The organism is Streptomyces sp. NPDC059169, assembly GCF_042755225.1.
Taxonomy (GTDB): Bacteria; Actinomycetota; Actinomycetes; order Streptomycetales; family Streptomycetaceae; genus Streptomyces.
The window spans coordinates 430,363-451,958 of the sequence record NZ_JBHZCF010000004.1; the positions used below are offsets into that span (position 1 = coordinate 430,363).

19 protein-coding genes are annotated in these 21,596 nt (G+C 72.0%); 8 read left to right on the plus strand and 11 right to left on the minus strand.

What is annotated here, in order from left to right; all coding sequences use genetic code 11:
* Positions 1-325: 325 nt before the first annotated feature.
* The 5 genes from ACFXOM_RS10455 to ACFXOM_RS10475 all read left to right on the plus strand — a co-directional run bounded on the left by ACFXOM_RS10455 (position 326) and on the right by ACFXOM_RS10475 (position 5,372).
* Positions 326-1,744: a phytoene desaturase family protein gene (locus ACFXOM_RS10455; protein WP_384934481.1), complete on the plus strand. Its 1,419-nt coding sequence runs from the start codon at positions 326-328 to the stop codon at positions 1,742-1,744.
* Positions 1,745-1,841: 97 nt separating this feature from the next.
* The gene (locus ACFXOM_RS10460) at positions 1,842-2,354 is read left to right on the plus strand and encodes an O-acetyl-ADP-ribose deacetylase (protein WP_384934485.1); all 513 of its coding nucleotides are present in this window, start codon (positions 1,842-1,844) and stop codon (positions 2,352-2,354) included.
* Positions 2,355-2,686: 332 nt separating this feature from the next.
* Positions 2,687-3,121: an HAD family acid phosphatase gene (locus ACFXOM_RS10465; RefSeq protein ID WP_384944383.1), complete on the plus strand. Its 435-nt coding sequence runs from the start codon at positions 2,687-2,689 to the stop codon at positions 3,119-3,121.
* 265 nt (positions 3,122-3,386) lie between these two features.
* Positions 3,387-4,865, plus strand: coding sequence for an AlkA N-terminal domain-containing protein (locus tag ACFXOM_RS10470; protein WP_384934546.1), 1,479 nt, complete (start codon positions 3,387-3,389; stop codon positions 4,863-4,865).
* 12 nt (positions 4,866-4,877) lie between these two features.
* Positions 4,878-5,372, plus strand: a complete 495-nt coding sequence (locus ACFXOM_RS10475) for a methylated-DNA--[protein]-cysteine S-methyltransferase (RefSeq protein WP_384934490.1) — start codon at positions 4,878-4,880, stop codon at positions 5,370-5,372.
* A gap of 112 nt (positions 5,373-5,484) precedes the next feature.
* Here the strand turns inward: ACFXOM_RS10475 and ACFXOM_RS10480 are convergent, their stop codons facing one another.
* The 6 genes from ACFXOM_RS10480 to ACFXOM_RS10505 form a co-directional block, all read right to left on the minus strand.
* Positions 5,485-6,216: an NAD-dependent deacetylase gene (locus ACFXOM_RS10480; protein ID WP_384934493.1), complete on the minus strand. Its 732-nt coding sequence runs from the start codon at positions 6,214-6,216 to the stop codon at positions 5,485-5,487.
* 64 nt (positions 6,217-6,280) lie between these two features.
* Positions 6,281-9,436, minus strand: a complete 3,156-nt coding sequence (locus ACFXOM_RS10485) for an SAV_2336 N-terminal domain-related protein (protein WP_385037635.1) — start codon at positions 9,434-9,436, stop codon at positions 6,281-6,283.
* 5 nt (positions 9,437-9,441) lie between these two features.
* Entirely contained in the window at positions 9,442-10,440 is a 999-nt protein-coding gene (locus ACFXOM_RS10490; RefSeq protein ID WP_384934498.1) for an AAA family ATPase, read from the minus strand.
* On the minus strand, positions 10,437-12,611 hold the full coding sequence (locus tag ACFXOM_RS10495) for a trypsin-like peptidase domain-containing protein (RefSeq protein ID WP_384944386.1): 2,175 nt from the start codon (positions 12,609-12,611) through the stop codon (positions 10,437-10,439). The genes ACFXOM_RS10490 and ACFXOM_RS10495 overlap by 4 nt, the downstream gene beginning before the upstream one ends.
* Before the next feature lie 3 nt (positions 12,612-12,614).
* Positions 12,615-13,010 (minus strand): CU044_2847 family protein, encoded by a 396-nt coding sequence (locus ACFXOM_RS10500; RefSeq protein ID WP_384944388.1) that lies wholly within the window; start codon positions 13,008-13,010, stop codon positions 12,615-12,617.
* A gap of 46 nt (positions 13,011-13,056) precedes the next feature.
* Entirely contained in the window at positions 13,057-14,133 is a 1,077-nt protein-coding gene (locus ACFXOM_RS10505; RefSeq protein WP_384944390.1) for an ADP-ribosylglycohydrolase family protein, read from the minus strand.
* A 243-nt stretch (positions 14,134-14,376) separates the two neighbouring features.
* Here ACFXOM_RS10505 and ACFXOM_RS10510 point away from each other — a divergent pair, with 243 nt between their 5' ends.
* Positions 14,377-15,507, plus strand: coding sequence for a glycerate kinase (locus ACFXOM_RS10510; RefSeq protein ID WP_384941996.1), 1,131 nt, complete (start codon positions 14,377-14,379; stop codon positions 15,505-15,507).
* 205 nt (positions 15,508-15,712) lie between these two features.
* The gene (locus ACFXOM_RS10515) at positions 15,713-16,525 is read left to right on the plus strand and encodes an SAM-dependent methyltransferase (protein ID WP_384944391.1); all 813 of its coding nucleotides are present in this window, start codon (positions 15,713-15,715) and stop codon (positions 16,523-16,525) included.
* Positions 16,526-16,580: 55 nt separating this feature from the next.
* Here the strand turns inward: ACFXOM_RS10515 and ACFXOM_RS10520 are convergent, their stop codons facing one another.
* The gene (locus tag ACFXOM_RS10520) at positions 16,581-17,483 is read right to left on the minus strand and encodes a helix-turn-helix domain-containing protein (protein ID WP_384942000.1); all 903 of its coding nucleotides are present in this window, start codon (positions 17,481-17,483) and stop codon (positions 16,581-16,583) included.
* Between the two features lie 92 nt (positions 17,484-17,575).
* Positions 17,576-17,809, minus strand: coding sequence for a DUF397 domain-containing protein (locus tag ACFXOM_RS10525; RefSeq protein ID WP_384942054.1), 234 nt, complete (start codon positions 17,807-17,809; stop codon positions 17,576-17,578).
* A 168-nt stretch (positions 17,810-17,977) separates the two neighbouring features.
* Between ACFXOM_RS10525 and ACFXOM_RS10530 the strand changes: the two genes are divergently transcribed.
* A complete protein-coding gene (locus ACFXOM_RS10530; RefSeq protein ID WP_384942002.1) occupies positions 17,978-18,526 on the plus strand; it encodes an ATP-binding protein in 549 nt (182 codons plus the stop codon).
* Positions 18,527-18,709: 183 nt separating this feature from the next.
* Here ACFXOM_RS10530 and pssA read toward each other — a convergent pair whose 3' ends face one another.
* The 3 genes from pssA to ACFXOM_RS10545 all read right to left on the minus strand — a co-directional run bounded on the left by pssA (position 18,710) and on the right by ACFXOM_RS10545 (position 21,593).
* Positions 18,710-19,573, minus strand: a complete 864-nt coding sequence (pssA, locus tag ACFXOM_RS10535) for a CDP-diacylglycerol--serine O-phosphatidyltransferase (protein ID WP_384942004.1) — start codon at positions 19,571-19,573, stop codon at positions 18,710-18,712.
* Positions 19,560-20,216: a phosphatidylserine decarboxylase gene (locus ACFXOM_RS10540; protein WP_384942055.1), complete on the minus strand. Its 657-nt coding sequence runs from the start codon at positions 20,214-20,216 to the stop codon at positions 19,560-19,562. The genes pssA and ACFXOM_RS10540 overlap by 14 nt, the downstream gene beginning before the upstream one ends.
* Positions 20,217-20,387: 171 nt before the next feature.
* Positions 20,388-21,593, minus strand: coding sequence for an acyl-CoA dehydrogenase family protein (locus ACFXOM_RS10545; protein WP_384942006.1), 1,206 nt, complete (start codon positions 21,591-21,593; stop codon positions 20,388-20,390).
* Between the last annotated feature and the right edge of the window lie 3 nt (positions 21,594-21,596).

The window sequence follows — 21,596 nt, forward strand, 5'->3', positions numbered from 1 at the left end:
GCGACTGCTCCCGTCGGCGGGGCCCGGACCCGTGTGCGGCCCGAGTGCGCTCCGTGGGGGCTTGCCGGCCGGGCGTCCCGCCCCCGGGACCGATCGGGACGGCAGCAGGTGCCCTGCAGCCGCCCGTCGCCGTGCGTCCGCGGGCCGCCGGGGGCGCGGCACCCGGCTGCACCCGCTGGGGGACGCCCCGGCCGGCCCCTGCCGGGCGAGGACGATGGTGTCCGGCAGGGGCCGGTGGGACGGCTGTGTCGTAGTCACTGGCTCCGCCGTCGGCGGGGCCGAATATGCTGGATCTCCTGCCACCGGCTGACGAAGGAGTCCGAAGGTGCCGTCGATGCTCGATGCCGTCGTCGTGGGGGCGGGGCCCAACGGACTCACCGCGGCCGCCGAGTTGGCGCGCCGCGGCTTCGCGGTCGCGGTGTTCGAGGCTCTCGACACCGTCGGCGGCGGAGCGAGGACCGAGGAGCTCACGCTGCCCGGCTTCCGCCACGATCCGTGTTCCGCCGTCCATCCGCTCGGCGCGGGCTCGCCCGCGTTCACGGCCATGCCGCTGGCGCGGTACGGGCTGGAGTGGCTGCACCCACCCCTTCCCATGGCACACCCGTTCGACGACGGCAGTGCGGCCGTGCTCTCCCGTTCCGTCGCCGAGACCGCGGCGTCCTTCGGCCCGCGGGACGCCGGTGCGTACCGCCGGCTGGTCGCCCCGTACCTGGGCAAGTGGGACTCCCTCGCCCGGGACTTCATGTCCCTGCCACTCACGGCGTTGCCCCGGGACCCCGTCACCCTCGCCCGCTTCGGCCTCACCGGACTCCCGCCGTCCAGCTGGCTGCTGCGACGGTTCCGCGACGATCGGGCCCGCGCGTTGTTCGCCGGACTGGTCGCCCACGTCATCGCCCCGCTGCACGGCATCGGAACCGGTGCCGTCGGCCTGGTCTTCGCCCTCGCTGCGCACGCCGGCGGCTGGCCACTGCCCCGCGGCGGTTCGCAGTCCATCTCCGACGCCCTCGCCGCCTACGTGCGGGACCTCGGCGGCACGATCCACACCGGGTCCGAGATCAAACGCCTCGACGACCTGCCGCCCGCCCGCGCCTACGTCTTCGACACCTCACCGACCGCGCTGGCCCGTATCGCCGGCCTCGGCAGGGCTTACGAGGGCTACCGGTACGGCGCGAGCGTCTTCAAGATCGACTATGCCTTGGACGGCCCCGTGCCCTGGACGGCGGAGGAGCCGCGTCGGGCCGGGACCGTGCAGGTCGGCCCCAGCAGCAGGGAGATCGACACCGCGCTCCGCCAGGCGTCCGGAGGTACCCCCCCGATGACGCCCTTCCTGATCAGCGCCCAGCCCAGCCTGGTCGACCCGTCCCGAGCGCCCGAGGGCAAGCACGTCTTCTGGGTGTACGGCCACGTTCCGCACGCATGGAAGGGCGATCTGACGGAAGCGATCGAGCGCCAGCTGGAACGCTTCGCACCCGGATTCCGAGACCGCGTGCTCGCCCGGGCGACCGCAGGCCCGCCGGAGCTCGCCGCACGCAACGCCAACTACGTCGGCGGAGACATCGCGTGCGGCGCGGCGAGCGGTCTCCAGCTGCTGCTGCGGCCCAAGCCGTCCCTCTTCCCGTACTCCACGGCGCATCCGGCGGTGTTCCTCTGCTCGTCCGCCACGCCCCCCGGGCCGGGGGTCCACGGAATGTCGGGGCACAACGCGGCCAAGGCGGTGTGGCGGCACCTGCGGGCCACGCGCTGACGCGGGGCCGCCGCGGCTGCCCGTGTTCCCGGCGTCCGCTGCCCGGACGCCCTCTGCCCGTGCCGCGCCGCTCGGCCCCTGCGGTCATCATGGGGGCATGAGCACCGACATCACCCTGGTCCGCGGTGACATCACCGAGCAGCACGCGGACGCCGTGGTCAACGCGGCGAATTCCTCACTCCTCGGTGGCGGGGGCGTCGACGGGGCGATCCACCGGCGTGGTGGACCGGAGATCCTCGGAGCATGTCGCCGGCTGCGGGCCTCGCACTACGGAAAGGGCCTGCCGACCGGTCAGGCGGTGGCCACGACGGCGGGGAACCTCCCCGCACAGTGGGTCATCCACACGGTGGGCCCGGTGTACAGCGCGCACGAGGACCGCTCGCAGCTACTGGCGTCCTGCCACCGTGAAGCGCTCAGGGTGGCCGACGAGCTCGGTGCGAGGAGCGTGGCCTTCCCGGCGGTCTCCACCGGCATCTACGGCTGGCCGTTGGAGGACGCGGCGCGGATCGCCGTCGAGACGGTCCGCCGGACGCAGACGGACGTGGAAGAAGTGCGTTTCGTGCTCTTCGACGAGCGGGCGTACGAGGTGTTCGCGGCGCAGCTGGGTTGAGGGCCGAGCCGTGGCATGGTCGACCGTCCGGAGCCGGACGGCTGGGGACGCGCCGGCCCGGAGGTAATCGGGCTTTGACGCGTGTCAGTTGGCCGTGGGACCCGCACTCTTCCCGTCTGCGCCACCTCGTCGTCCCCGGGGCGCCCCCGGGACCCGCTGGTCTCCTGACGTAACGTCACCCACTGGAAGGAAGAAGCAGTGAGACCCGTCAGGACGCTTCGTACCGCCCTCCCAGCCGCCGTCGCGCTTCCGGTGCGTCGCCGACCGCCGCCACGCCCGTCCACGCTTCGGCCGTCCGCGACGCACCCGGCTACGCAACGTGGCAGGCGGACGTGAAGCGGACCGTCGCCCCGGTGATCCCGTGGCTGCGCGGACGGACCGCACAGGACGGCCGGAAGCTCGCCGCCGTACTGGACATCGACAACACGGCCCTGGAGACCCACCACCACCCGGGGCGAGCCAACAAACCGGTGCTCGAGGTGGCCCGTTGGGCGGCCGGACACGACGTTGCCGTCCTGTTCGTCACCGCCCGCACCTCCTCGTCCTCCGTCCGTGGACGACTGCGGGACGCGGGCTACGCCGTGGACGCCGTGTGCACGCGGAAGCACGGGGAGGGCAACGTCGAGGGCAAGAAGCGCTGCCGGGTCGGGCTCACCCGGAGCGGGTACACGATCACCGCCAACATCGGCAACAACCCGAGCGACTTCGAGGGCGGCTCCTGCGAAAGGGGCTTCCTGCTTCCCTCCCACGGCGGCGCCCTCTCCTGATGCCGCCCCGGCCGGCGTGCGTGGACACCGGCCCCGGACCGCCCCCGCGCGGGACCCTCGTCCGGTCCGGGACGGGCGTGTCCCCGTCCCGGACCGCCTCCGCGCGGGGGCCTCGTCCGCGCAGCGGGGCAACGGTCCGAGGCGCCGGCGTCGGCGGCGGGTGCCTGCCGGTGATCCGGGGATGCACCGGCCCCTTCGGGTTGATGTCGCTTTTTCGCCAGCGCCCCCGGCCGCGCTGCCCGATGCTTGATCCATGCATTCCGCCATGCACACCGACACCGAGCGTTGTCTGCGGGCCGTCCAGTCCAAGGACGCCCGCTTCGACGGCTGGTTCTTCACAGCGGTGCTGACCACCCGGATCTACTGCAGGCCGAGCTGCCCCGCCGTCCCGCCCAAGGCGCAGAACATGACGTTCTACCCGAGTGCGGCGGCCTGCCAGCAAGCAGGGTTCCGGGCCTGCAAGCGGTGCCGTCCCGACACCAGCCCCGGCTCCCCGGAGTGGAACGCCCGTGCCGACGCCGTCGCCCGGGCCATGCGCCTCATCCAGGACGGCGTCGTCGACCGCGAAGGCGTCCCCGGGCTGGCCGCACGGCTCGGCTACTCCACCCGGCAGATCGAACGCCAACTGCTCGCCGAGGTAGGTGCCGGACCACTGGCCCTGGCGCGCGCACAGCGCGCGCAGACCGCCCGGCTGCTCGTCGAGACCACGGACCTGCCGATGGCGCAGGTCGCCTTCGCCGCGGGCTTCTCCTCCATCCGGACCTTCAACGACACGGTCCGCGAGGTCTTCGCACTGTCACCGAGCCAGCTGCGGACCCGCGTGGCCGGCCGGTCGACGTACCCGCGGACCGCGACTCCGGGGGTGCTCGCCCTGCGTCTGCCGTACCGCGCGCCGCTCAACCCCGACAACCTGTTCGGGCACCTCGCCGCCACCGCCGTCCCGGGGGTCGAGGAGTGGCGCGACGGAGCGTACCGGCGCACCCTGACCCTCCCCAACGGGCACGGCGTCGTCGCCCTCTCCCCCCACCCGGACCACATCGCCTGCCGACTCTCGCTCACCGACCCGCGCGACCTGACCCTCGCCATCAGCCGCTGCCGCCGTCTACTCGACCTGGACGCCGACCCCGTGGCCGTCGACGAACAGCTCCGGACCGATCCGCTGCTCGCGCCCCTCGTCGACAAGGCGCCGGGCAGACGCGTCCCGCGCACCGTCGACGCGGCGGAATTCGCCGTACGGGCCGTCCTCGGCCAGCAGGTGTCCACGGCCGCGGCCCGTACCCACGCGGCCCGTCTGGTGGTCGCCCACGGCGCCCCCGTGGACGACCCCGAAGGCGGCCTCACCCACCTGTTCCCGTCGCCGGAGGCACTGGCCGAGGTCGACCCGGAAACCCTCGCCTTCCCGCGAAGCCGGCGCGCGACCCTCACCACGCTCTTCGCTGCACTCGCCGACGGCTCGCTCAGCCTCGGCGTCGACAGCGACTGGAACGAAGCCCGCGCCCGGCTCTCCGCCCTGCCCGGTTTCGGACCCTGGACCGTCGAGGTCATCGCTATGCGCGGGCTGGGCGACCCGGACGCGTTCCTCGCCACCGACCTGGGCATCCGCCGTGCTGCCCAGGAACTCGGCCTGCCGTCGTCGCCCTCCGCGCTCACCGCCCGTGCGGCGGTGTGGCGCCCGTGGCGCGCCTACGCGGTCCAGTACCTGTGGGCCACCGGCGACCACCCCATCAACCGTCTGCCCAGCTGAGGAACCCGCACCGTGAAACGCACGCACATCGTCACCGACAGCCCCTACGGCCCGCTCACCCTGGTCGCCACCGACTCCGTACTCAGCGGCCTGTACATGGTGGGACAACGCCACAGGCCGGCCGAGGAGACGTTCGGCGAACCCGACCCGCGCCCCTTCGGCGAAGTGATCAGCCAGCTGGAGGCCTACTTCGCCGGGGAGCTCAGGAGATTCGACCTGCCGATGCACCTGGCGGGCACCCCGTTCCAGCGCAGTGTGTGGGACCAACTGTGCCTGATCCCCTACGGCGAGACCCGCAGCTACGGAGAGCTCGCACAGGCTCTCGGCAGCCCCGGGGCCTCCCGGGCCGTCGGCCTCGCCAACGGCCGCAACCCCATCGGCATCATCGTGCCCTGCCACCGGGTGATCGGCTCCACCGGCGGTCTCACGGGCTACGGCGGCGGCCTGGACCGCAAGCAGCGCCTGCTGGCGTTCGAGAGCGGTACGCCGGACGACGCGCTCTTCTGAGACCCGCCGGGCCCGGACACCAGCCCTCGCCACCGGACCGCCGGCACGGCCGGCGCCATCCTGCCGGCCCCCGGTGTACAGCCCGTCGGCCCTGACGCACCGACGGCGTCTTCTAGCCCTCCGCGGCGATCCGCTCCAACAGGGCGGGCAGGGCGGTGCCGATCGGTTCGCGGATGACCTCGGCGGCGAGCTCGTCGTACGGCGTCGGTTCGGCGTTCACGACGACGAGCCGTGCGCCGCCGTCCGCGGCGATCCCGGCGAGCGACGCGGCCGGCTGCACCTGGAGGCTGGAGCCCACCGCGATGAACAGCTCGCACGCCTTGGCGATCCCCATCGCCTCGCCGAGCAGCACGGGATCGAGTCGCTGCCCGAACATCACCGTGGCCGACTTCAGGATCCCGCCGCAGCTCAGGCAGGCGGGATCGTCCTCGCCCGCGGCGACCCGGGCGAGCGCGTCCGCCATCGAGGACTGCTCCTGGCAGCGGGTGCACACCACCGACCGTGCGGTGCCGTGGAGTTCGAGGACCTTGCGCGCCGGCACGCCCGCCAGCTGGTGCAGCCCGTCCACGTTCTGGGTGATCACCCGCACGGCGACGCCGTTCTGCTCGCGCTCCAGTCGTGCGACCGCCCGGTGCGCCGGGTTCGGCTCGGCACGGAGCGTCGGGGCGTCGCGGCGCATCCGCCATGAGCGCCGCCGGATCTCCGGATCGCCCATGTAGTACTCGTAGGTGACGAGCTTCTCGGCCTCCGGATCGCGCCGCCACAGTCCGTTCGGACCACGGTAGTCGGGGATGCCGGAGTCGGTGGAGATGCCTGCGCCGCTGAGGATGGCGAGGAGAGTCATGCCGCGAGCGTACGCACCGCAGCGTCGGTTCTGCGAGTGAAAATCGGGCGGTCCGATCCCGCCGTCAGCGTCCAGGGGGGAGGGGAGTCCGTTCCGAAGGGCGCCGCCGGCGTGCCGAGGCGGCGTTGCGCGCGGCGGTGACGGTATCGGGATGGCCAGGACCGAGCGTCCGGGCCCTGCCCGCCGCCACCTTCTCGAACAGTGCGGCCGCCTCGGCCCAGTCCTCCATGCGGGCCGTGGTGCGCGCCAGTTCATGGAGGGTGTCCAGCGTGTCGGTGTGCAGCTCGCCCAGCACCTCGCTGCGCGCCCGGTACGTTTCAAGCGCCACCTTGGAGGCTTCCACGAGGCGGCCCATGGCGCTGAGCGTGGACGCCACCCCGTGACGGCAGCCCAAGGTGTCCTCGTGTGCCGTGCCCTGTCGTCGTTCGCGCTTGGAGAGCACGTCGAGGTACTGGGTCAGGGCCTCGCTGTGGCGGCCGAGCAGTCCGAGGGCCAGGGCCGTCCGCTGGCGTGCGTCCAGCGTGTCGGGGTGGTCGGTGCCCAGGAGGCGCGACCGGGACTGTGCCACCTGCCGGTACTCGGTGAGGGCCTCGGCGTACCTGGCCAGTGCGAGCAGTGCCGCGGCCAGTGCGTAGCGGGACGTGAGCGTGGCCGCGTGACCGGCTCCCAGCACCTGGTTGCGGGTGGCGACGACCTCGCCGAGGACCCGCAGAGCGAGTTCGGGACGGCCGTCGCGCAGCAGCTCGACGCCGTGTGCGTACCGTGCGTCGTGGTCGTGCTCACGGGCCGGCTGGGTGCGGACGGGTAGGGGGTCGAAGGCGACCGGCGCGCCTCTGTTGCGGAGCAGTCTCGCCCGTGGGGGCTCGAGATCGATCGTGAACGACGGGGCCAGCAGGTCGACCAGCGGACTCCGGGAGACGCGCTGCGAGACGAGCACGTGGACCCCCGCGCACCTGCCGAGGGACGTGACCTCGTCGACGAGGGTGAAGAAGGGCTCCTCGTTGCCGGCCGTGCGGTCGAGGTCACCGAGGACGACGAGCAGCCGGGGCGGCTCCGCGTTCGGGGGCGTCGTGGCGCGCCGCCGCCGTTCCCCGGCCAGCAGGGCCGCTAGCTCGCGCAGCAGTTCGGGACGGCCGCCGACCGCCTCGCACCACAGGACCTGCGGTAGTGAGGCGAGCCCGGAGCGGCGCAGTGCACCGTCGTGGTCCGCGCAGACGACCGCGAGGCCGGCTGCGCCGGCGGTTTCGGCGAGCCGCTGCACGAGTCCGGAGAGCAGCGCGCCGCGTTCGGGGTCCGTGCCCCCGTGCAGCAGCCCGTGCGGTCCCGTACCGCCGTGTTCCGGACCGTTCAGGTCGAGCGACACCACACCGCCCGCGTCGTCGCGGCCCAGGGGGAGCGGGGGCGGCGCAGCGCGCACCGGGCGGACTTCGGGGGCGGAGGCCCGACAGAGCTCGTCCGCGGGCGGGCGCGCCGCCGGGTCGGACGGCTCGGTGCCGTCGGACGGTCCCGCGGCGTGCGGGGACGCCGCGGCGACGCCCGCCACCCCCGTCGCTCCCTGCGGTTCCACGGATGCCGGGGGAGCGGTGGCCGCTGCCGCGAGCGGCTCGCCGGTACCGGCCGGTGCACGGGCCACCGGCATGCCGAGGCGGCGCAGCAACCGGTCGTCCAGCCACCCGAACGGTCGTGCACCGGATGCCACCTCGTCCCCGCCGGTGGGATGCGGCAGCCAGGCGGGGAAGTGCGCGGTGCCGTCGGCGAGTTCGGCCATCCGGGCCGTGACGGCCATGGTGTTGCGCACCAGCTCGGCGGGCGGGACCGTGTGGAGAAGGATGCGCCGTGCGTCCTCCGCGAAGTCGAATCCGCGGTGCTGCGGCAGCAGGTCCTGCTCCCCTCCGTCGACGCCCTGCATCAAGCCACCGAGGAAGACCTCCGCCAGGTGGCCCGTGTCGGTCCCGCCCAGTGCGTCCTGCACCAGCCGCATCGCGGGCACCGACAACGGTGCCACCGCGGCCAGATGGGCGGCCAGCCGGTAGGCCTCCGGGCTGGCCGCGTCGCGGAAGCGCAGCAGCCCGTCGCCGTCGTTCGTGCGCGTGGCCGCATACCGGCGGGGCGGGGTGCGCGGGGCCAGCAGGGGCAACACCGCCGACGCCCCGGCCGAGCCGACGAGCTGCGCCCAGGCGCCCACCGACGCCGGATCGGGGGCGAGCACCGGTACCGGCACACCCGTGTACGGGGCAACGTCGGGCGGCAGCACCGGGTCCGCGACCTGCCAGGTCCGGTTGGCACCGCCCCGTCTCGGGGCCGTCACCCGCCAGCGCTCCGCGCGGATCCCGGAACCGTCCCACAGCCTCTCCGGCAGGGCGTGCAGCACCGCGACCGGGCCCAGTCCGCACGCCCGCTCCAGTACCCGGTGCATACGCCCGTCCCGCCACGCCCGGCCGACCCCGTCGCTGACGACGAGCAGCATCGTGCGGCCTCCCGGGTCGGCGACCGCGTCCAGCGACAGCGACCGCGGCTCCGGGGAGAAGGGACGCCTGCCCAGCACCGGCGCGTCGGGGCCACGGGTGTCCAGGCCGTAGACCCGCACGTCACGGAACGCGCCACTGCGTTCCAAGAGCCTCCGCGTCTCCGCCGCGAGCCGCTGCCACAGCAGCATCGACACTCCGTCGTCCACGAGGAGCACCAGGTCGAGCCAGCGGGTGCGGGCGGGGCGCAGCACCACGTCGGGCACGCCGGTGTCCGCGATGGCCGTGACCGTGGCGGACTCGTCCAGCTCCCCGGCGCGGTGGTCGGGCCGCAGATGCTTGAGCGGTCGCAGTGCGCGGCCCAGTCGAAGCTCGGCGGAGGCCAGCGCCCGCGCCTCCGGGACGCGTACCGGTGTCGCGGGGCGCGAGGGGGCGCAGGACCCCGCGGAGCCGGCCGCGGGAGCGCCGTGCACTGCGGCACCGGGACCGGCACCGTGCCGAGGCGGCGCGCCGTTCCCGCCGGTGTCGTGCGGTGCCGGCGCGCTCGCCACCGGGCCGGCCGGGCCGCGGTCGGACGACGGTGGGTAGGGCGGGGGCCGCCCGCCGTCCGCCCCCTCAGCACCGGAGCCCGCGGCTGCGAGGGCCGCGGCAGCGCCCGGCGGTAGCCGCTCCGCCAGCCACACCGCGTCCAGCAGCTCCTCGTGCGCCAACTCCGTTCCGCCGTCGCCGAGGACGCGCCGCAACTCCTGCCACACCCCGGTTACACCGTCCCGCCCAGCCGGTGCAGCACCGCGTCGAGCAGCCCGCCGGCGTCCAGGTCCACTCCGCCCCTGCGGAGGAACACGGCGTTCAACAACTGGTCGGTGGCCAGTTCGCCGCGTCCTCGCCGGGCCAGGAAGACGCGTAGCAGGTCGTCGGCACGGTCCAGCTCCGCCCCGTCGCCGAGATGGGCCCGTACGATCTCCAGAAGACGGTCCTCGTCCGGCTCGGGCAGGTCGAGGCGGACGCAGCGGCGCAGGAACGCGGGCGGGAAGTCCCGCTCGCCGTTGCTGGTGATGACGACCACCGGGAACGCGGAGCAGCGCACCCGACCGTGCACCACTCGGGTGCGTGAGCGCGGATCGGCGGTCAGGACCTCGACGGTCGACTGTTCCTCGGGTAGCCGCGCCAGTTCGAGGATCTCGAACTCGCCCTCCTCGAAGACGCCCAGCAAGTCGTTCGGCAGGTCGACGTCTCCCTTGTCCAGCTCGTCGACGAGGAGCACACGCGGACGCGGGCCGGGCACCAGCGCCGTGCCGAGCGGTCCGAGCCGTACGTAGGAGCCGATGTCGGGCTCTGCGGCCGCCCCGTCCTGGTCCCTCCGCAGATTCGTCTCGCGCAGCCGTCCGATCGCGTCGTAGCGGTAGAGGGCGTCCTGCAGCGCGGCCCTGCTGTTGACCTGCCACCTCAGCACCCGGCCGAGCCGCAGTTCGTGTGCGATGGCGTGGGCCAGGGACGACTTGCCCGTACCGGGGCGCCCGGTCACCAGCAGAGGACGCCGCAGATGCAGGGCGGCGTTGACCACGTCGGCCTCGGCCGCGGCGATCTGGTACGGAAGGTGCCCGCGCGCCGCAGCCCGGTGCACACCACCGTCGGCGTCGCCGTCGTCCGTGCCCCCGAACCGCCGCCAGGGCGGGGCCTCGGGAAAGACGACCTCACGGGGCTCGCCATCGCCCCGGAACAGCCGCCAGTCGGCCGCCCCTGCCTGACGATCCATCATCGGATGTCCGCTCCTTCCAAGGGGTCGAGCAGTTCGAGCGTGTTGGGCAGCGGGAGTTCGGCGTCCTCCCACACCAGCGAGGGCCGTGCGGAGCCGGGGTCGGGCGCCCCGAAACGCTCGGCCCGGAAGTGTCTGACCCGCTCGGGGAGTTGGTGCAGGGGGCCGGTGGGCACGACCGCGTCGAGGCGGTGGGCGTGCTCGAGTCCCTCGGCCTCACGGTCCCAGAGCACCACCGGAACACCGACGGCGAGGCACAACTGCAGCAGCCGTTGCCGGTCCGCCCGCCCGCCGTGCACGACGACCTGGGCGGTGTCCCGATGGCTGGTCTCCAGCAGCGCGTACAACCGCTCCGGAGAGGCGCAGTGCTCGTCCACCACCAGCGGGCCGGTGTGCCCGCTTTCCCAGCGGCGGCGCAGCTCGGCGTCCCGGCGCGGTGCGCGGGCGCTCACCTCGGGGCAGCGCAGGGCGATCCGGTACGTGACGCCCAGCGGCACCCCGGCGAGGAATTCCACCGGACCGCCCGCGTCCCACTCGTCGACGTCGAGGTCGAGACCGTCACGGCCCACGACCACGTCGATCTGCTCCACCGCCGGGCCACCGTCGTGCGCGGCGCGCTCCGCGGACTCGTGGATCAGCCGGCCGATCTCCGGTGCACTGCGGGGCGGGTCCGCGGGGACGAGGCGGGCGGCCGCGCCGTCCCTGCGTACTTCCCAGACCTCGCAGCGGAAGCGGCGCTCGCGGTCGCCGGGCACCGCGGTCACCTCGGCCACGAGGCGCACCACCGGCGAGGGACGGTGGGCGGCCCAGGTCGCCGCGTCGCCGCGTCGCTGGGAGAGCGCGGCCGGGTGGACCCCGAGCCGCCCCGCGACCCGGTCCGACCAGCCGGACAACGCCTGCCGGGAGTCGGCGCACGCGCCTGCGGCGGCGTACTCGACCACGGTCAGCAGGGTGGGCACCGGGGGCGTGCCGTCCGGTAGCGGACCGCAGTGCCGGTAGGCCTCCAGCTCCGTCACCACCCGGTCGACGGCCCCACAGGTCAGCCGGGCGGCGCGCAGCGGCGCCGGCAGCGGGGTGTAGCGCAGGGCCTCTCGCGCTGCGCGCGGCAGGAGGGTCGCATCGGTCGCCACCACCTTCTCCAGCTCGGTGACGAGCCGACGGTGTTCGTCCACCGACAGCAGTCGCGCCCCGGCCAGCTGGCCGGCGAACAGCAGCCGGTCCAAGCTTTCTCGCCCCGTTCCGGCGCCGCAGGCGGGGGCGAGCGACTCGGTCAGTGTCGCCAGCGCCCGCTCCTCGGCGACCAGCAGCCCGGCCAGCTCCTCGACGGCGGGGGCGGAGTCGCCCCGGGGGGTGCCGTAGCCGAGGGCGATCGCAAGGGCACGGGCGTGCTGCGCGCGGCGCACCGGATCGCCCAGCAGCTGCCACAGCTCGGCGGTCAGGGCTGCGGTCGCGGGGGAGTCCCGGTCGCCCGGGGCGTGCACCGTGCAGTCGGCGAGCACCTGCGCCGCGCCGGCCCGGTGCAGTTCGTCCCGAATGGTCCCCCACGGTACCGCCCAGCTGCGCCGCACGGTGTCCTGGGTACCCAGCGGCCGGTCGCGGTCCGGGAGCACGTGGGCCACCACCAGCCCGACCACAGTGGTGTCGTCCAGACACCAGAGCGGACCACCGCTGAATCCGGGCCCGATCGCGGCCCCGGACAGCTCCCCGTCCAGGTACCCCACGGCGCCCTCCTGAAGCTTGACGCGGGTGTCCGCGAAGGTGATCGCCGCTCCGCCGCCGTGCCAGGCCCGCAGGGGCATCCCCTCGGCCATGTCCCGCCAGACCACCGGTCGTGTTCCCGACGGTGCGGGCTCGGTCAGGTCGAGGACCGCGAGGTCGCCGTGCCAGACCAGGGGGGACGCGGAGGGCCTCGGCGGAACCCAGACGGCGAGCCGTGCCGATCGGTACGAGGGGCCTTCTCCGGGCACGTCGTGGTGCAGGGCGACGGTCAGGTCCCGGCCCTCGGGCGGCACGGTCTCGTACGGGTCCCGCCCCAAGGCGTCGTTGACGACGTGCGCACAGGTCAGTACGCGACCGGCGGACAGCAGGGCGGCAGCGCCCGCCGCACGCCCGTCGGCGTGGAGCATCGACAGGCGCGCGGCCGGGGCCGTCGACCGTCGTCTGAACCAGGCCATGCGTCAGTTCTGCCGCTGCCCGGGCTGCCAGGTGGCCGATACGGTGATCGTGGCCTTGCCGTTCGCCCCGACGATGCCCAGTTTGAGGTCCTGCCCGATCTCCACGCCGAACGCGACCGTGATCTCCGAAGGGGCGTTCTCGGCGCCGGCCACGGCCGAGTGGATCTCGTCCAGCAGCGGACCCATCGGCCTGAGGACCGTCCGCAGTGCGTCGGCGGCCCGGGTCGTCGCCCGAGCCTCGCCACCTCCCCGGGCGACGGGCACCGCCGATCCGAAGCCTTCCGGCAGGTCGTCGGAAACGGCCTTGCCGTCGGTCACGGCGAGCGTGTCACCGGCCCCGGACAGTTCCATCCGCACGTGCGAACCGTCGGTCAGTTCAACATCCATGTACTCGGGCACCCGGCCATTGTTGCGGTCAAGGGGGGCGGTGGGAGGGGATTTCCGGTCAGGCTGCGGCCAATCGTGCCGTCCGGTCCGCCAGTTCACCGATCCGTGCGCCGTCGAAACCGAACACCGCGCTGCGCACCCGGTCCTCCAGCGGCCGGGTCCACTGCGGCGGGATGCCCGAGGCGCCGCCCAGCACCCCGGCGACCGACCCCGCCGTCGCGCCGTTGGAGTCGGTGTCGAGTCCGCCGCGTACGGTGAGGGCGATCGTGGTGGTGAAGTCCCCCTGACCGTAGAGCAGTCCGGCGGTGATGACCGCGGCGTTGGGCACGGTGTGGATCCAGCTGAGTCCTCCGGTCTCCCGGTCCAGCTCGGCCAGTGCCTCCGGCCATGCGACGCCCGCTTCGTACAGGGCGGTCGTGCGGCGTACGGTCCGGGCGAGGCGGCTGCCCGCCGGGACGTGCTCCAGACCCGCTTCCACGGCCTCGCGCGCATCGGCGGCGGCGAAGGCGGCCGCGATCACCGCGGCCGCCCACATCGCCCCGTACACGCCGTTGCCGGTGTGGGAGAGCACGGCGTCCCGGCGGGCGAGCGCGGCGGCGCGGTGGGGGTCGCCCGGGCAGGTCCAGCCGAAGATGTCGGCCCGGATCAGCGCGCCGATCCACTCCTGGTGGGGATTGTCGTGGGTGGCCGTGAGCGGCGGCTTCAGACCGGCCGTGAGGTTGCGGTACGCGGCCCGCTCGGCGGTGAAGGTCTGCAGGTACGGCAGTCGCAGCAACCAGAGCTCGCCGACCTGCTCGGTGGTGAAGGCGAAGCCGTGGGTCTCCAGCAGATGGAGGCCGAGGATGGCGTAGTCGACGTCGTCGTCGCGGCAGCTGCCGTGGATCCGGCCTCGTACGCAGCTGCGCCATTCGGGGCGCAGCTCGAAACCCGTTGCGTCCGGTGGCGGCTCGGGCAGGTAGTCCGTCAGCGGCAGTGCACCGGTGACCCGCAGGTAGCGGTCGATCCGGTCGCGTGTCCAGTAGTCACCACGTTCCACCGGCTTCCCGAGCATGTTGCCGGCGATCCTGCCCAGCCAGCCGCCGAGGATCCGGTCGGCCGTGTCGGAGTGCCGGGCAGGTGGGGCCGGAGGATTCATGACTCCGGTGTACTCCGTTCCGGCCCGGGACGCGCGGGGGACACGGTCCGAGCCGTACTGCAGGAGATGATATAGGTCAATTTCTGTCCGCTTTGATCCCGCATTCTCCCGTGTGCGTGCGGCGATCGTCCCTGAGCCCGCCCGTGCCACGATCACCGTCACCCGACGGGGGTGGCATGCCCCATCGGGGTGCGGATAGGGTCGGGGCGGCGCGACTGCCTGTTCGAAAGCAAGGGATAGAAGGTGGCGAACGGAGCAGTTACCGCCGCGCACGTGCTCGTCGCGGCGGACAAGTTCAAGGGCTCCCTCACGGCCGTGGAGGTCGCCGAGCGGGTCACCACCGGGCTCCGGCGGACCGTTCCCGGGTTGCCTGTGGAGACCCTGCCCGTCGCCGACGGCGGCGACGGGACGGTAGCGGCTGCGGTCGCGGCGGGTTTCGAGCGCCGGGAGGTGCGCGTCACCGGGCCGACGGGCTCCCCCGTCACGGCGTCGTACGCCCTGCGGGACACTGTCGCGGTGGTCGAGATGGCGGAGGCGTCCGGTCTCCAGCACCTCCCCGCGGGAGTCTTCGCGCCGCTCACCGCGACGACGTACGGATCCGGGGAACTTCTGCGCGCCGCTCTCGACTCCGGGGCGCGGACGATCGTCTTCGGGGTCGGCGGAAGTGCGACCACGGACGGCGGGGCCGGGATGCTCGCCGCACTCGGCGCACGCTTCCTGGACGCGCACGGCGAGCCGGTCGGGCCCGGCGGCGGCGCCCTCGCCGACATCGCGTCGGCCGACCTCTCGGGGCTGGACGCCCGATTCGAGGGCGTTGATCTGGTGCTGGCCAGCGACGTGGACAATCCGCTGACCGGACCGAAGGGCGCTCCCGCCGTCTTCGGTCCGCAGAAGGGTGCCTCACCGCAGGACGTGGCAGCACTCGACGCCGCGCTCGTCCGGTACGCCTCGGTCCTCGGCCCGGAGCAGGCGGAGCTGCCCGGCGCGGGCGCGGCGGGCGGCATCGGCTACGGCGCGCTGGTCGCGCTCGGTGCGCGCTTCCGCCCCGGCATCGACGTGATGCTCGACATCCTGGGCTTCGCCCCGGCTCTGGCACGGGCGACCCTCGTCATCACCGGTGAGGGCTCGCTCGACGAGCAGACCCTCCATGGCAAGGCCCCCGCCGGTGTCGCGGCGGCGGCCCGTGCGGAGGGCGTCGACGTCGTCGCGGTCTGCGGCCGGCTCGCACTCGCGCCGGAGGACCTCCGCACGGCGGGCATCCGGCGTGCCTACCCGCTGTTGGACCTCGAACCCGATCCGGCGGTCTGCATGGCGCAGGCGGGTCCCCTCCTGGAACGGGTCGCAGAGAAGATCGCGCAGGACTTCCTGGCCTAGCGTCGCCACCGCTTACCGCACCGGGGCTCCCGCCCCCCGGCATGGCCGGGGCCCCGGCTTCCCCGTCGGGCCCGAGCCGTTGCCACGTATGGCTGAAAGAGGCCCTTCCTTTGCCACCGACTCGTGAACGACCTGTCCCGCCTTCCCGGGGCTCCCTAGCATGTGCGTCCTACCCGACCGAACCCCGGACGTGAATGAGGACTGGATGCAGCGCGAGTCGTGGCGCCCGGACGCCATCGACACCAAGGTGCCGAGCGTGGCCCGTATGTACGACTTCTTGCTGGGGGGTGACGACAACTACCAGTCCGACCGCGACGCGTGCGAGCAACTCCTCCAGCAGGTCCCCAGCAGCAAGGTGCTCGCCGTCAACAACCGCCGCTTCCTGCGGCGCGTGGTGCACGCCCTGGCGACGGAGTACGGCATACGCCAGTTCGTGGACCACGGGTCCGGACTGCCGACCCAGGACAACGTCCACCAGGTAGCCCAGTCCGTGGATCCGACGGCACGCGTCGTCTACGTCGACAACGATCCGATCGTGCTCGCCCACGGCCGCGCCCTGCTGGAGGAGAACGACCGCACGGCGGTCATCCAGGCCGACATGCGGGACACCGACGGCATCTTCGGCCACGAGGAGACGACCCGGCTGATCGATTTCAGCGAGCCGGTCGCCGCACTGTTCGTCTCCGTCCTGCACTGCATCCCGGACGACGACGACCCGGCGGGTCTGGTCCGCAGGGTCGCCGAGCGCCTGGTGCCGGGCAGCTTCCTCGTCGTCTGCCAACTCGTCAGTGACCGTCCGGAGATCAGGAAGTTCGTCACCGATTTCATGGCCGAGGCGACCGGTGGGCACTGGGGCCGGGTGCGTGAAGAACACGAAGTCACCGAGTACTTCAAGGGCCTGGAGATCCTCGAACCCGGTCTGGTGGAGGTCTCGACCTGGCGTCCCGACACCGATCTCGCGCCCGTCCAGTTGACCGACGAATGGATCGAGTGGGGCGGCGTCGGCCGCATCCGCTAGCCGTCGCGACCAGGCGCCGTGCCCGGGACGGACCTCCGCCCGGGCACGGCCGCGCTCACAGGCAGGACAACCGCTCTTCCAACATCGCGCGCGTCTGCCTCGGCGTCAGGGCACACGCTCCCAGTCGGTCCAGCATGTCGCGGTACTGCTCGACGACCTGCGGCTTCTGGCTGAACGTGCTGTCGGTCAGGTGCTCGATGTACACGGCGTCCTTGAGGTCGCCCAGGGCGAACCGCAGATAGGTCACGCCCGTGCCGACACCGACCGATGCGGTCACGTCCAGTGGGGCTATCTGCAGGGTGACCCTGGCCTGCTGGGCCATGGCGACCAAGTGCATGAGCTGATCGCGCATCACGTCCCGGCCACCGACGGTGCGCAGCAGCACGGACTCGTCGATCACGGCCCACAGGCGCGGTCCGTTGGACACCCCGAGCTGGCGCTGGCGTTCCTGCCGGAGTTCCACCCGGCGTTCGACGTCGTGCGCGTAGAGGTGTCCGGGCCCGGACTGGATGACGGCCCGCGCGTACGCGGGCGTCTGGAGCAGCCCCGGCACGTAGAACGGTTCGTAGGTGCGGATCGTCGCTGCCGCGCCTTCGAGTGCGACCAGTGGTGCGAAGAAGTCCGAGAGGACATCACTGAACGAACGCCACCAGTCGGTCCTTCGGGACTGCTCCACCAGACGCAGGAACTCCGAGACGCGCTCCTCGTCCTGCACGCCGTAGAGGTTCAGCAGGGCGAGTGCGTCGGCCGGCTTGCAGCCGTGCCGCCCCAGTTCGATGCGGCTGGTCTTGGAACGGGAGAATCCGAGTCGTACGTCGACCGCGGAGGGATCGAGCCCCGCGGCGGTGCGCAGTTCGCGCAGCTTGCCGCCCAGAATCACCTTCAGGGCGGTCGGGTTGCTCTCGACCGCCCCCATCGACCCGGCGAACAACGACGGGCTCCGTTCCACTGCAGCCATCGGGTGCTCCTGGGGTGCATTGAGAAGACGACGACACTATCCCGTACCCAGGGGCGTGAGCCATGGGGAACTGGTGCGTCACGCAGTCGATTTCAGCCAATCATGGCGTCGAAATCGCCGTCTCTGGCCCCCGCGACGAAGGCGGCGATCTCCTCGCGCGTGTAGACGAGCGCCGGCCCGTGCGGGTCGCGGGAGTTGCGCACGGCCACCTGCCCGCCCGGTAGAGCTGCCATTTCCACGCAGTTGCCGGTGGCATTGCTGTGGCTGCTCTTGATCCATTTCGCCGACGACAGAGTATCGGCCGTTATTCCATTGCGGAACTCCATGCCCACAAACCCCTCCGTGTTTCGCACATCAGTTTGCTCCGGATCTGGCCAATGCAATCCCAGATGCAATTGCATTTTTGAGGCGGTCTCGACAATACTCGTCCTGCACCGGCGGCGGCAGCATCGAACACCGAGGCCTGCAGGGGGACATGAGCAGTGACGATTCACATGTCAACCATTTCGACCACGGCGGCCGGGCGCGGTAGCCGGGCTTCCACCACGGAATGCGGCGCGAAACCGTCGTCCGGGGGGCAGCGCGCTGCCCGGCAGGCCGACGAGCTCGGCGAACTGTTCGGCTTGGGCGGGTTCGCGGCCTGCGGGTTGGATGGTCGGCCCGAGAACGCGGACCAAGCCCGGCGGTTCGTCGCCCTCACCCTCAACGACTGGGCGCTGGAGGACCTCGTGTCCGACATGGCGGCGATCGCCGGCGAACTCGTCGCCAACGCCGTGCACCACGCGCTCACCCCCGAGGCGTCGGGGGACCTCGCGGAGTATCCGCTCTGGTTGGGTCTCTTCAGGCACCCCGAGAGCCTCGTGTGCTCCGTCGCGGACCCGAGTCCGGAACCCCCGCGGTTGCCCGCCGCAGGTGGACCGGAGCCCGCCGGCCGGGGCCTGGGGCTGATCGACGAGCTGAGCGACGACTGGTCGTGGTCGCTGACGCCACCGCGGGGCAAGACGGTGTGGGCGAGCCTGCCACTGCCCGTGCACGCCGCCTGAGACTGCGCCGTGCCGCCCGCAGCCTCGCACGGGTCTCACGGCCCCGGGTGGAACACCGAAGCCGTGACAGCAGAACCACCGTGAGGGCGCCGCACCGGGGGGAGCCGGCGCCGTGCAACAGGAGAGGGCCCGGGTGCCAGTGCACCCGGGCCCTCTCTCCTGTGCGGAAGACCGCCGTTACCGCTACGGAAGCTGTGCCGAGGCCCGCGCCTCACGACGGTTGTCGCGGAAGGTGTTCACACGGCGTGCCGTGGCGAACAGCGGGATGGTCGCCGCCAGGACGATCTGCAGTGCACAGCCCGTCTGCAGCAGCATCTGCCCGCCCGGGGCGTCGAAGGCCCAGGCCGCCAGCAGGCCCATGGCGGACACGATCCAACCGAGCATGGCCACCGCGAGGACGCCCCGAGGCTTCGGGTACTCGACCCTGCTCACCATCAGCCAGGCCGTACCGATGATCGCGAGCAGCGTCGGGATGAACGGCAGTTCCAGCAGCACGATCGAGACCACGGTGAGCGCGCCGAAGGGGCTGGGCATGCCCTGGAACATGCCGTCCTTCATTGTCACGCAGGAGAATCTGGCCAGCCGCAGTACGACGGCCAGCAGGACGACGATCGCCGCGACGGCCGAGACCTTCTGGTGGGCGTCGTCGGCGACCATGCCGTAGACGAGCACGAAGTAGGCCGGGGCCAGGCCGAAGCTGATCAGGTCGGACAGGTTGTCCAGCTCGGCACCCATCGGCGAGCTGCGCAGCTTGCGCGCCACCAGCCCGTCGAAGAGGTCGAAGACCGCCGCGCAGAGCATGAGGATCACTGCAGTCGCCGCGGAGTGCCGCGCCATGCCGCTCTCACCGCTGCCGACGAGGTGCGGGATGAGGATCCCGGTGGTGGTGAAGTACACCGCCATGAATCCGCACGTCGCGTTGCCGAGCGTGAGGGTGTCCGCTATCGACAGCCGCAGAGAGAGGGGCATCTCCTCCGCTTCGTCCGTGGAACCGGACCCGGCCTCGGAGGCCCAGCCCGCCTGTGTGTCGGGATCAATCACGGTCAATGCGAGTCACCCCCGCAGTCGTGGTCTGGCCGACCTCGACGGCCACCTCGACACCTTCGGGGAGGTAGATGTCGACGCGCGAGCCGAAGCGGATCAGACCGATACGCTCGCCCTGCTCCACCTTGGTGCCCTGGGGGACGTAGGGAACGATGCGGCGGGCCACGGCACCGGCGATCTGGACCATCTCGATGTCACCGAGCTCGGTGTCGAAGTGCCAGACGACGCGCTCGTTGTTCTCGCTCTCTTTGTTGAAAGCCGGAACGAAACCGCCGGGCACGTGCTCGACGGACGTCACGGTGCCGGCGAGCGGAGCCCGATTGACATGGACATTCAAAGGGCTCATGAAGATGGCGACGCGAGTACGCCCGTCCTTCCACGGCATGATGCTCTGCACCACGCCGTCGGCCGGGGAGATGACCCGACCCTGAGCGATCTCGCGCTCGGGGTCGCGGAAGAACCACAGCATGCCCGCCGCGAGCGCGGTGGCGGGCACGGCGATGGCGGCGGCACGCTTCGAACGGCGCGCACGCGCCAGGCTCAGGGCCGCCGTCGCGACGGTCGGCAGGAGCCACGGCGATGCTCCGCGCGCGAGGCGTACGCCGAACTGGCTGTCGCGAGGTGCAGAGGTTTGGCTGTGGGGCATGGATGACCTTCGTAGCGGATGATGCCGCACTGGCAACAAGGGGGACGGCGGCTTTTTGGCGATGCTATCGGTTGCGGGCCGCAACTGGGCAAGCCAGAAGCCGAGTCGGCGGCCGGAAGAAGATAACGGGGTGTGATCTTCTTCGCGGCCGAACCGACTCAAAAGCCCCATTCAGCCCTGGAACCGGTACTCCTCGAGGAGTCGACGACCAATGATCATTTTCTGGATCTCGGCGGTACCTTCGCCGATGAGCAGCATCGGAGCCTCGCGGTAGAGGCGTTCGATCTCGTACTCCTTGGAGAAGCCGTAGCCGCCGTGGATCCGGAAGGCGTCCTCGACGACTTCCTTGCAGTACTCGGAGGCGAGGTACTTCGCCATCCCTGCCTCCAGGTCGTTTCGCTCCCCGGAGTCCTTTTTGCGCGCTGCGTTGACCATCATCGCATGAGCGGCCTCGACCTTGGTAGCCATCTCCGCGAGCTTGAACTGGATCGCCTGGTGCTGCGCGATCTGCTTGCCGAAAGTGTGACGCTGCTGGGCATACGAGACGCCCAGCTCGAAGGCACGCTGGGCGACGCCGCAACCACGTGCCGCCACGTTGACGCGACCGACCTCGACGCCGTCCATCATTTGGTAAAAACCCCGGCCCGTCGTGCCGCCGAGGACCCGATCGGCCGGAACGCGCAGCCCGTCCATGATGAGCTCGGTCGTGTCGACGCCCTTGTAGCCCATCTTGTCGATCTTGCCGGGGATGGTGAGGCCCGGGCGGACCTCCCCGAAGCCGGGCTCCTTCTCGATCAGGAAGGTCGTCATCGACTTGTGCGGGGCGGTGCCCTCGGGGTGTCCTTCGTCACTCCGTACGAGGACGGCCACCAGGGTCGACGTCCCGCCGTTGGTGAGCCACATCTTCTGGCCGTTGAGGACGTACTCGTCGCCGTCCTTCACCGCCTTGGACGTGATGGCCGACACGTCGGACCCGAGACCCGGCTCGGACATCGAGAAGGCGCCGCGCACCTCGCCGGCCGCCATGCGCGGAAGGAAGTGGTCCTTCTGCTCCTGGGTGCCGTGCTGCTTAAGCATGTACGCAACAATGAAGTGGGTGTTGATGATGCCCGAGACGGACATCCACCCGCGTGCGATCTCCTCGACGCACAGCGCGTACGTGAGCAGGGATTCACCCAGCCCCCCGTACTCCTCCGGAATCATCAGTCCGAAGAGGCCGAGCTCCTTGAGCCCGTCGACGATCGCCTGGGGGTATTCGTCACGGTGCTCCAACTCCGTCGCGACCGGAATGATCTCCTTGTCGACGAAGTCCCGGACGGTGCGGAGGATCTCCTGCTGGACATCGGTCAGACCTGCGGTCTGGGCGAGTCGGGCCATGGC

Bases quoted from the DNA above. Each gene is read 5' to 3' on its own strand.
- ACFXOM_RS10460 (WP_384934485.1), top strand. From the start codon at position 1,842: ATGAGCACCGACATCACCCTGGTCCGCGGTGACATCACCGAGCAGCAC.
- ACFXOM_RS10470 (WP_384934546.1), top strand. From the start codon at position 3,387: ATGCACACCGACACCGAGCGTTGTCTGCGGGCCGTCCAGTCCAAGGAC.
- ACFXOM_RS10480 (WP_384934493.1), bottom strand. From the start codon at position 6,216: ATGACTCTCCTCGCCATCCTCAGCGGCGCAGGCATCTCCACCGACTCC.
- ACFXOM_RS10490 (WP_384934498.1), bottom strand. From the start codon at position 10,440: ATGATGGATCGTCAGGCAGGGGCGGCCGACTGGCGGCTGTTCCGGGGC.
- ACFXOM_RS10495 (WP_384944386.1), bottom strand. From the start codon at position 12,611: ATGGCCTGGTTCAGACGACGGTCGACGGCCCCGGCCGCGCGCCTGTCG.
- ACFXOM_RS10505 (WP_384944390.1), bottom strand. From the start codon at position 14,133: ATGAATCCTCCGGCCCCACCTGCCCGGCACTCCGACACGGCCGACCGG.
- ACFXOM_RS10515 (WP_384944391.1), top strand. From the start codon at position 15,713: ATGCAGCGCGAGTCGTGGCGCCCGGACGCCATCGACACCAAGGTGCCG.
- ACFXOM_RS10520 (WP_384942000.1), bottom strand. From the start codon at position 17,483: ATGGCTGCAGTGGAACGGAGCCCGTCGTTGTTCGCCGGGTCGATGGGG.
- ACFXOM_RS10525 (WP_384942054.1), bottom strand. From the start codon at position 17,809: ATGGAGTTCCGCAATGGAATAACGGCCGATACTCTGTCGTCGGCGAAA.
- ACFXOM_RS10530 (WP_384942002.1), top strand. From the start codon at position 17,978: ATGTCAACCATTTCGACCACGGCGGCCGGGCGCGGTAGCCGGGCTTCC.
- ACFXOM_RS10540 (WP_384942055.1), bottom strand. From the start codon at position 20,216: ATGCCCCACAGCCAAACCTCTGCACCTCGCGACAGCCAGTTCGGCGTA.
- ACFXOM_RS10545 (WP_384942006.1), bottom strand. From the start codon at position 21,593: ATGGCCCGACTCGCCCAGACCGCAGGTCTGACCGATGTCCAGCAGGAG.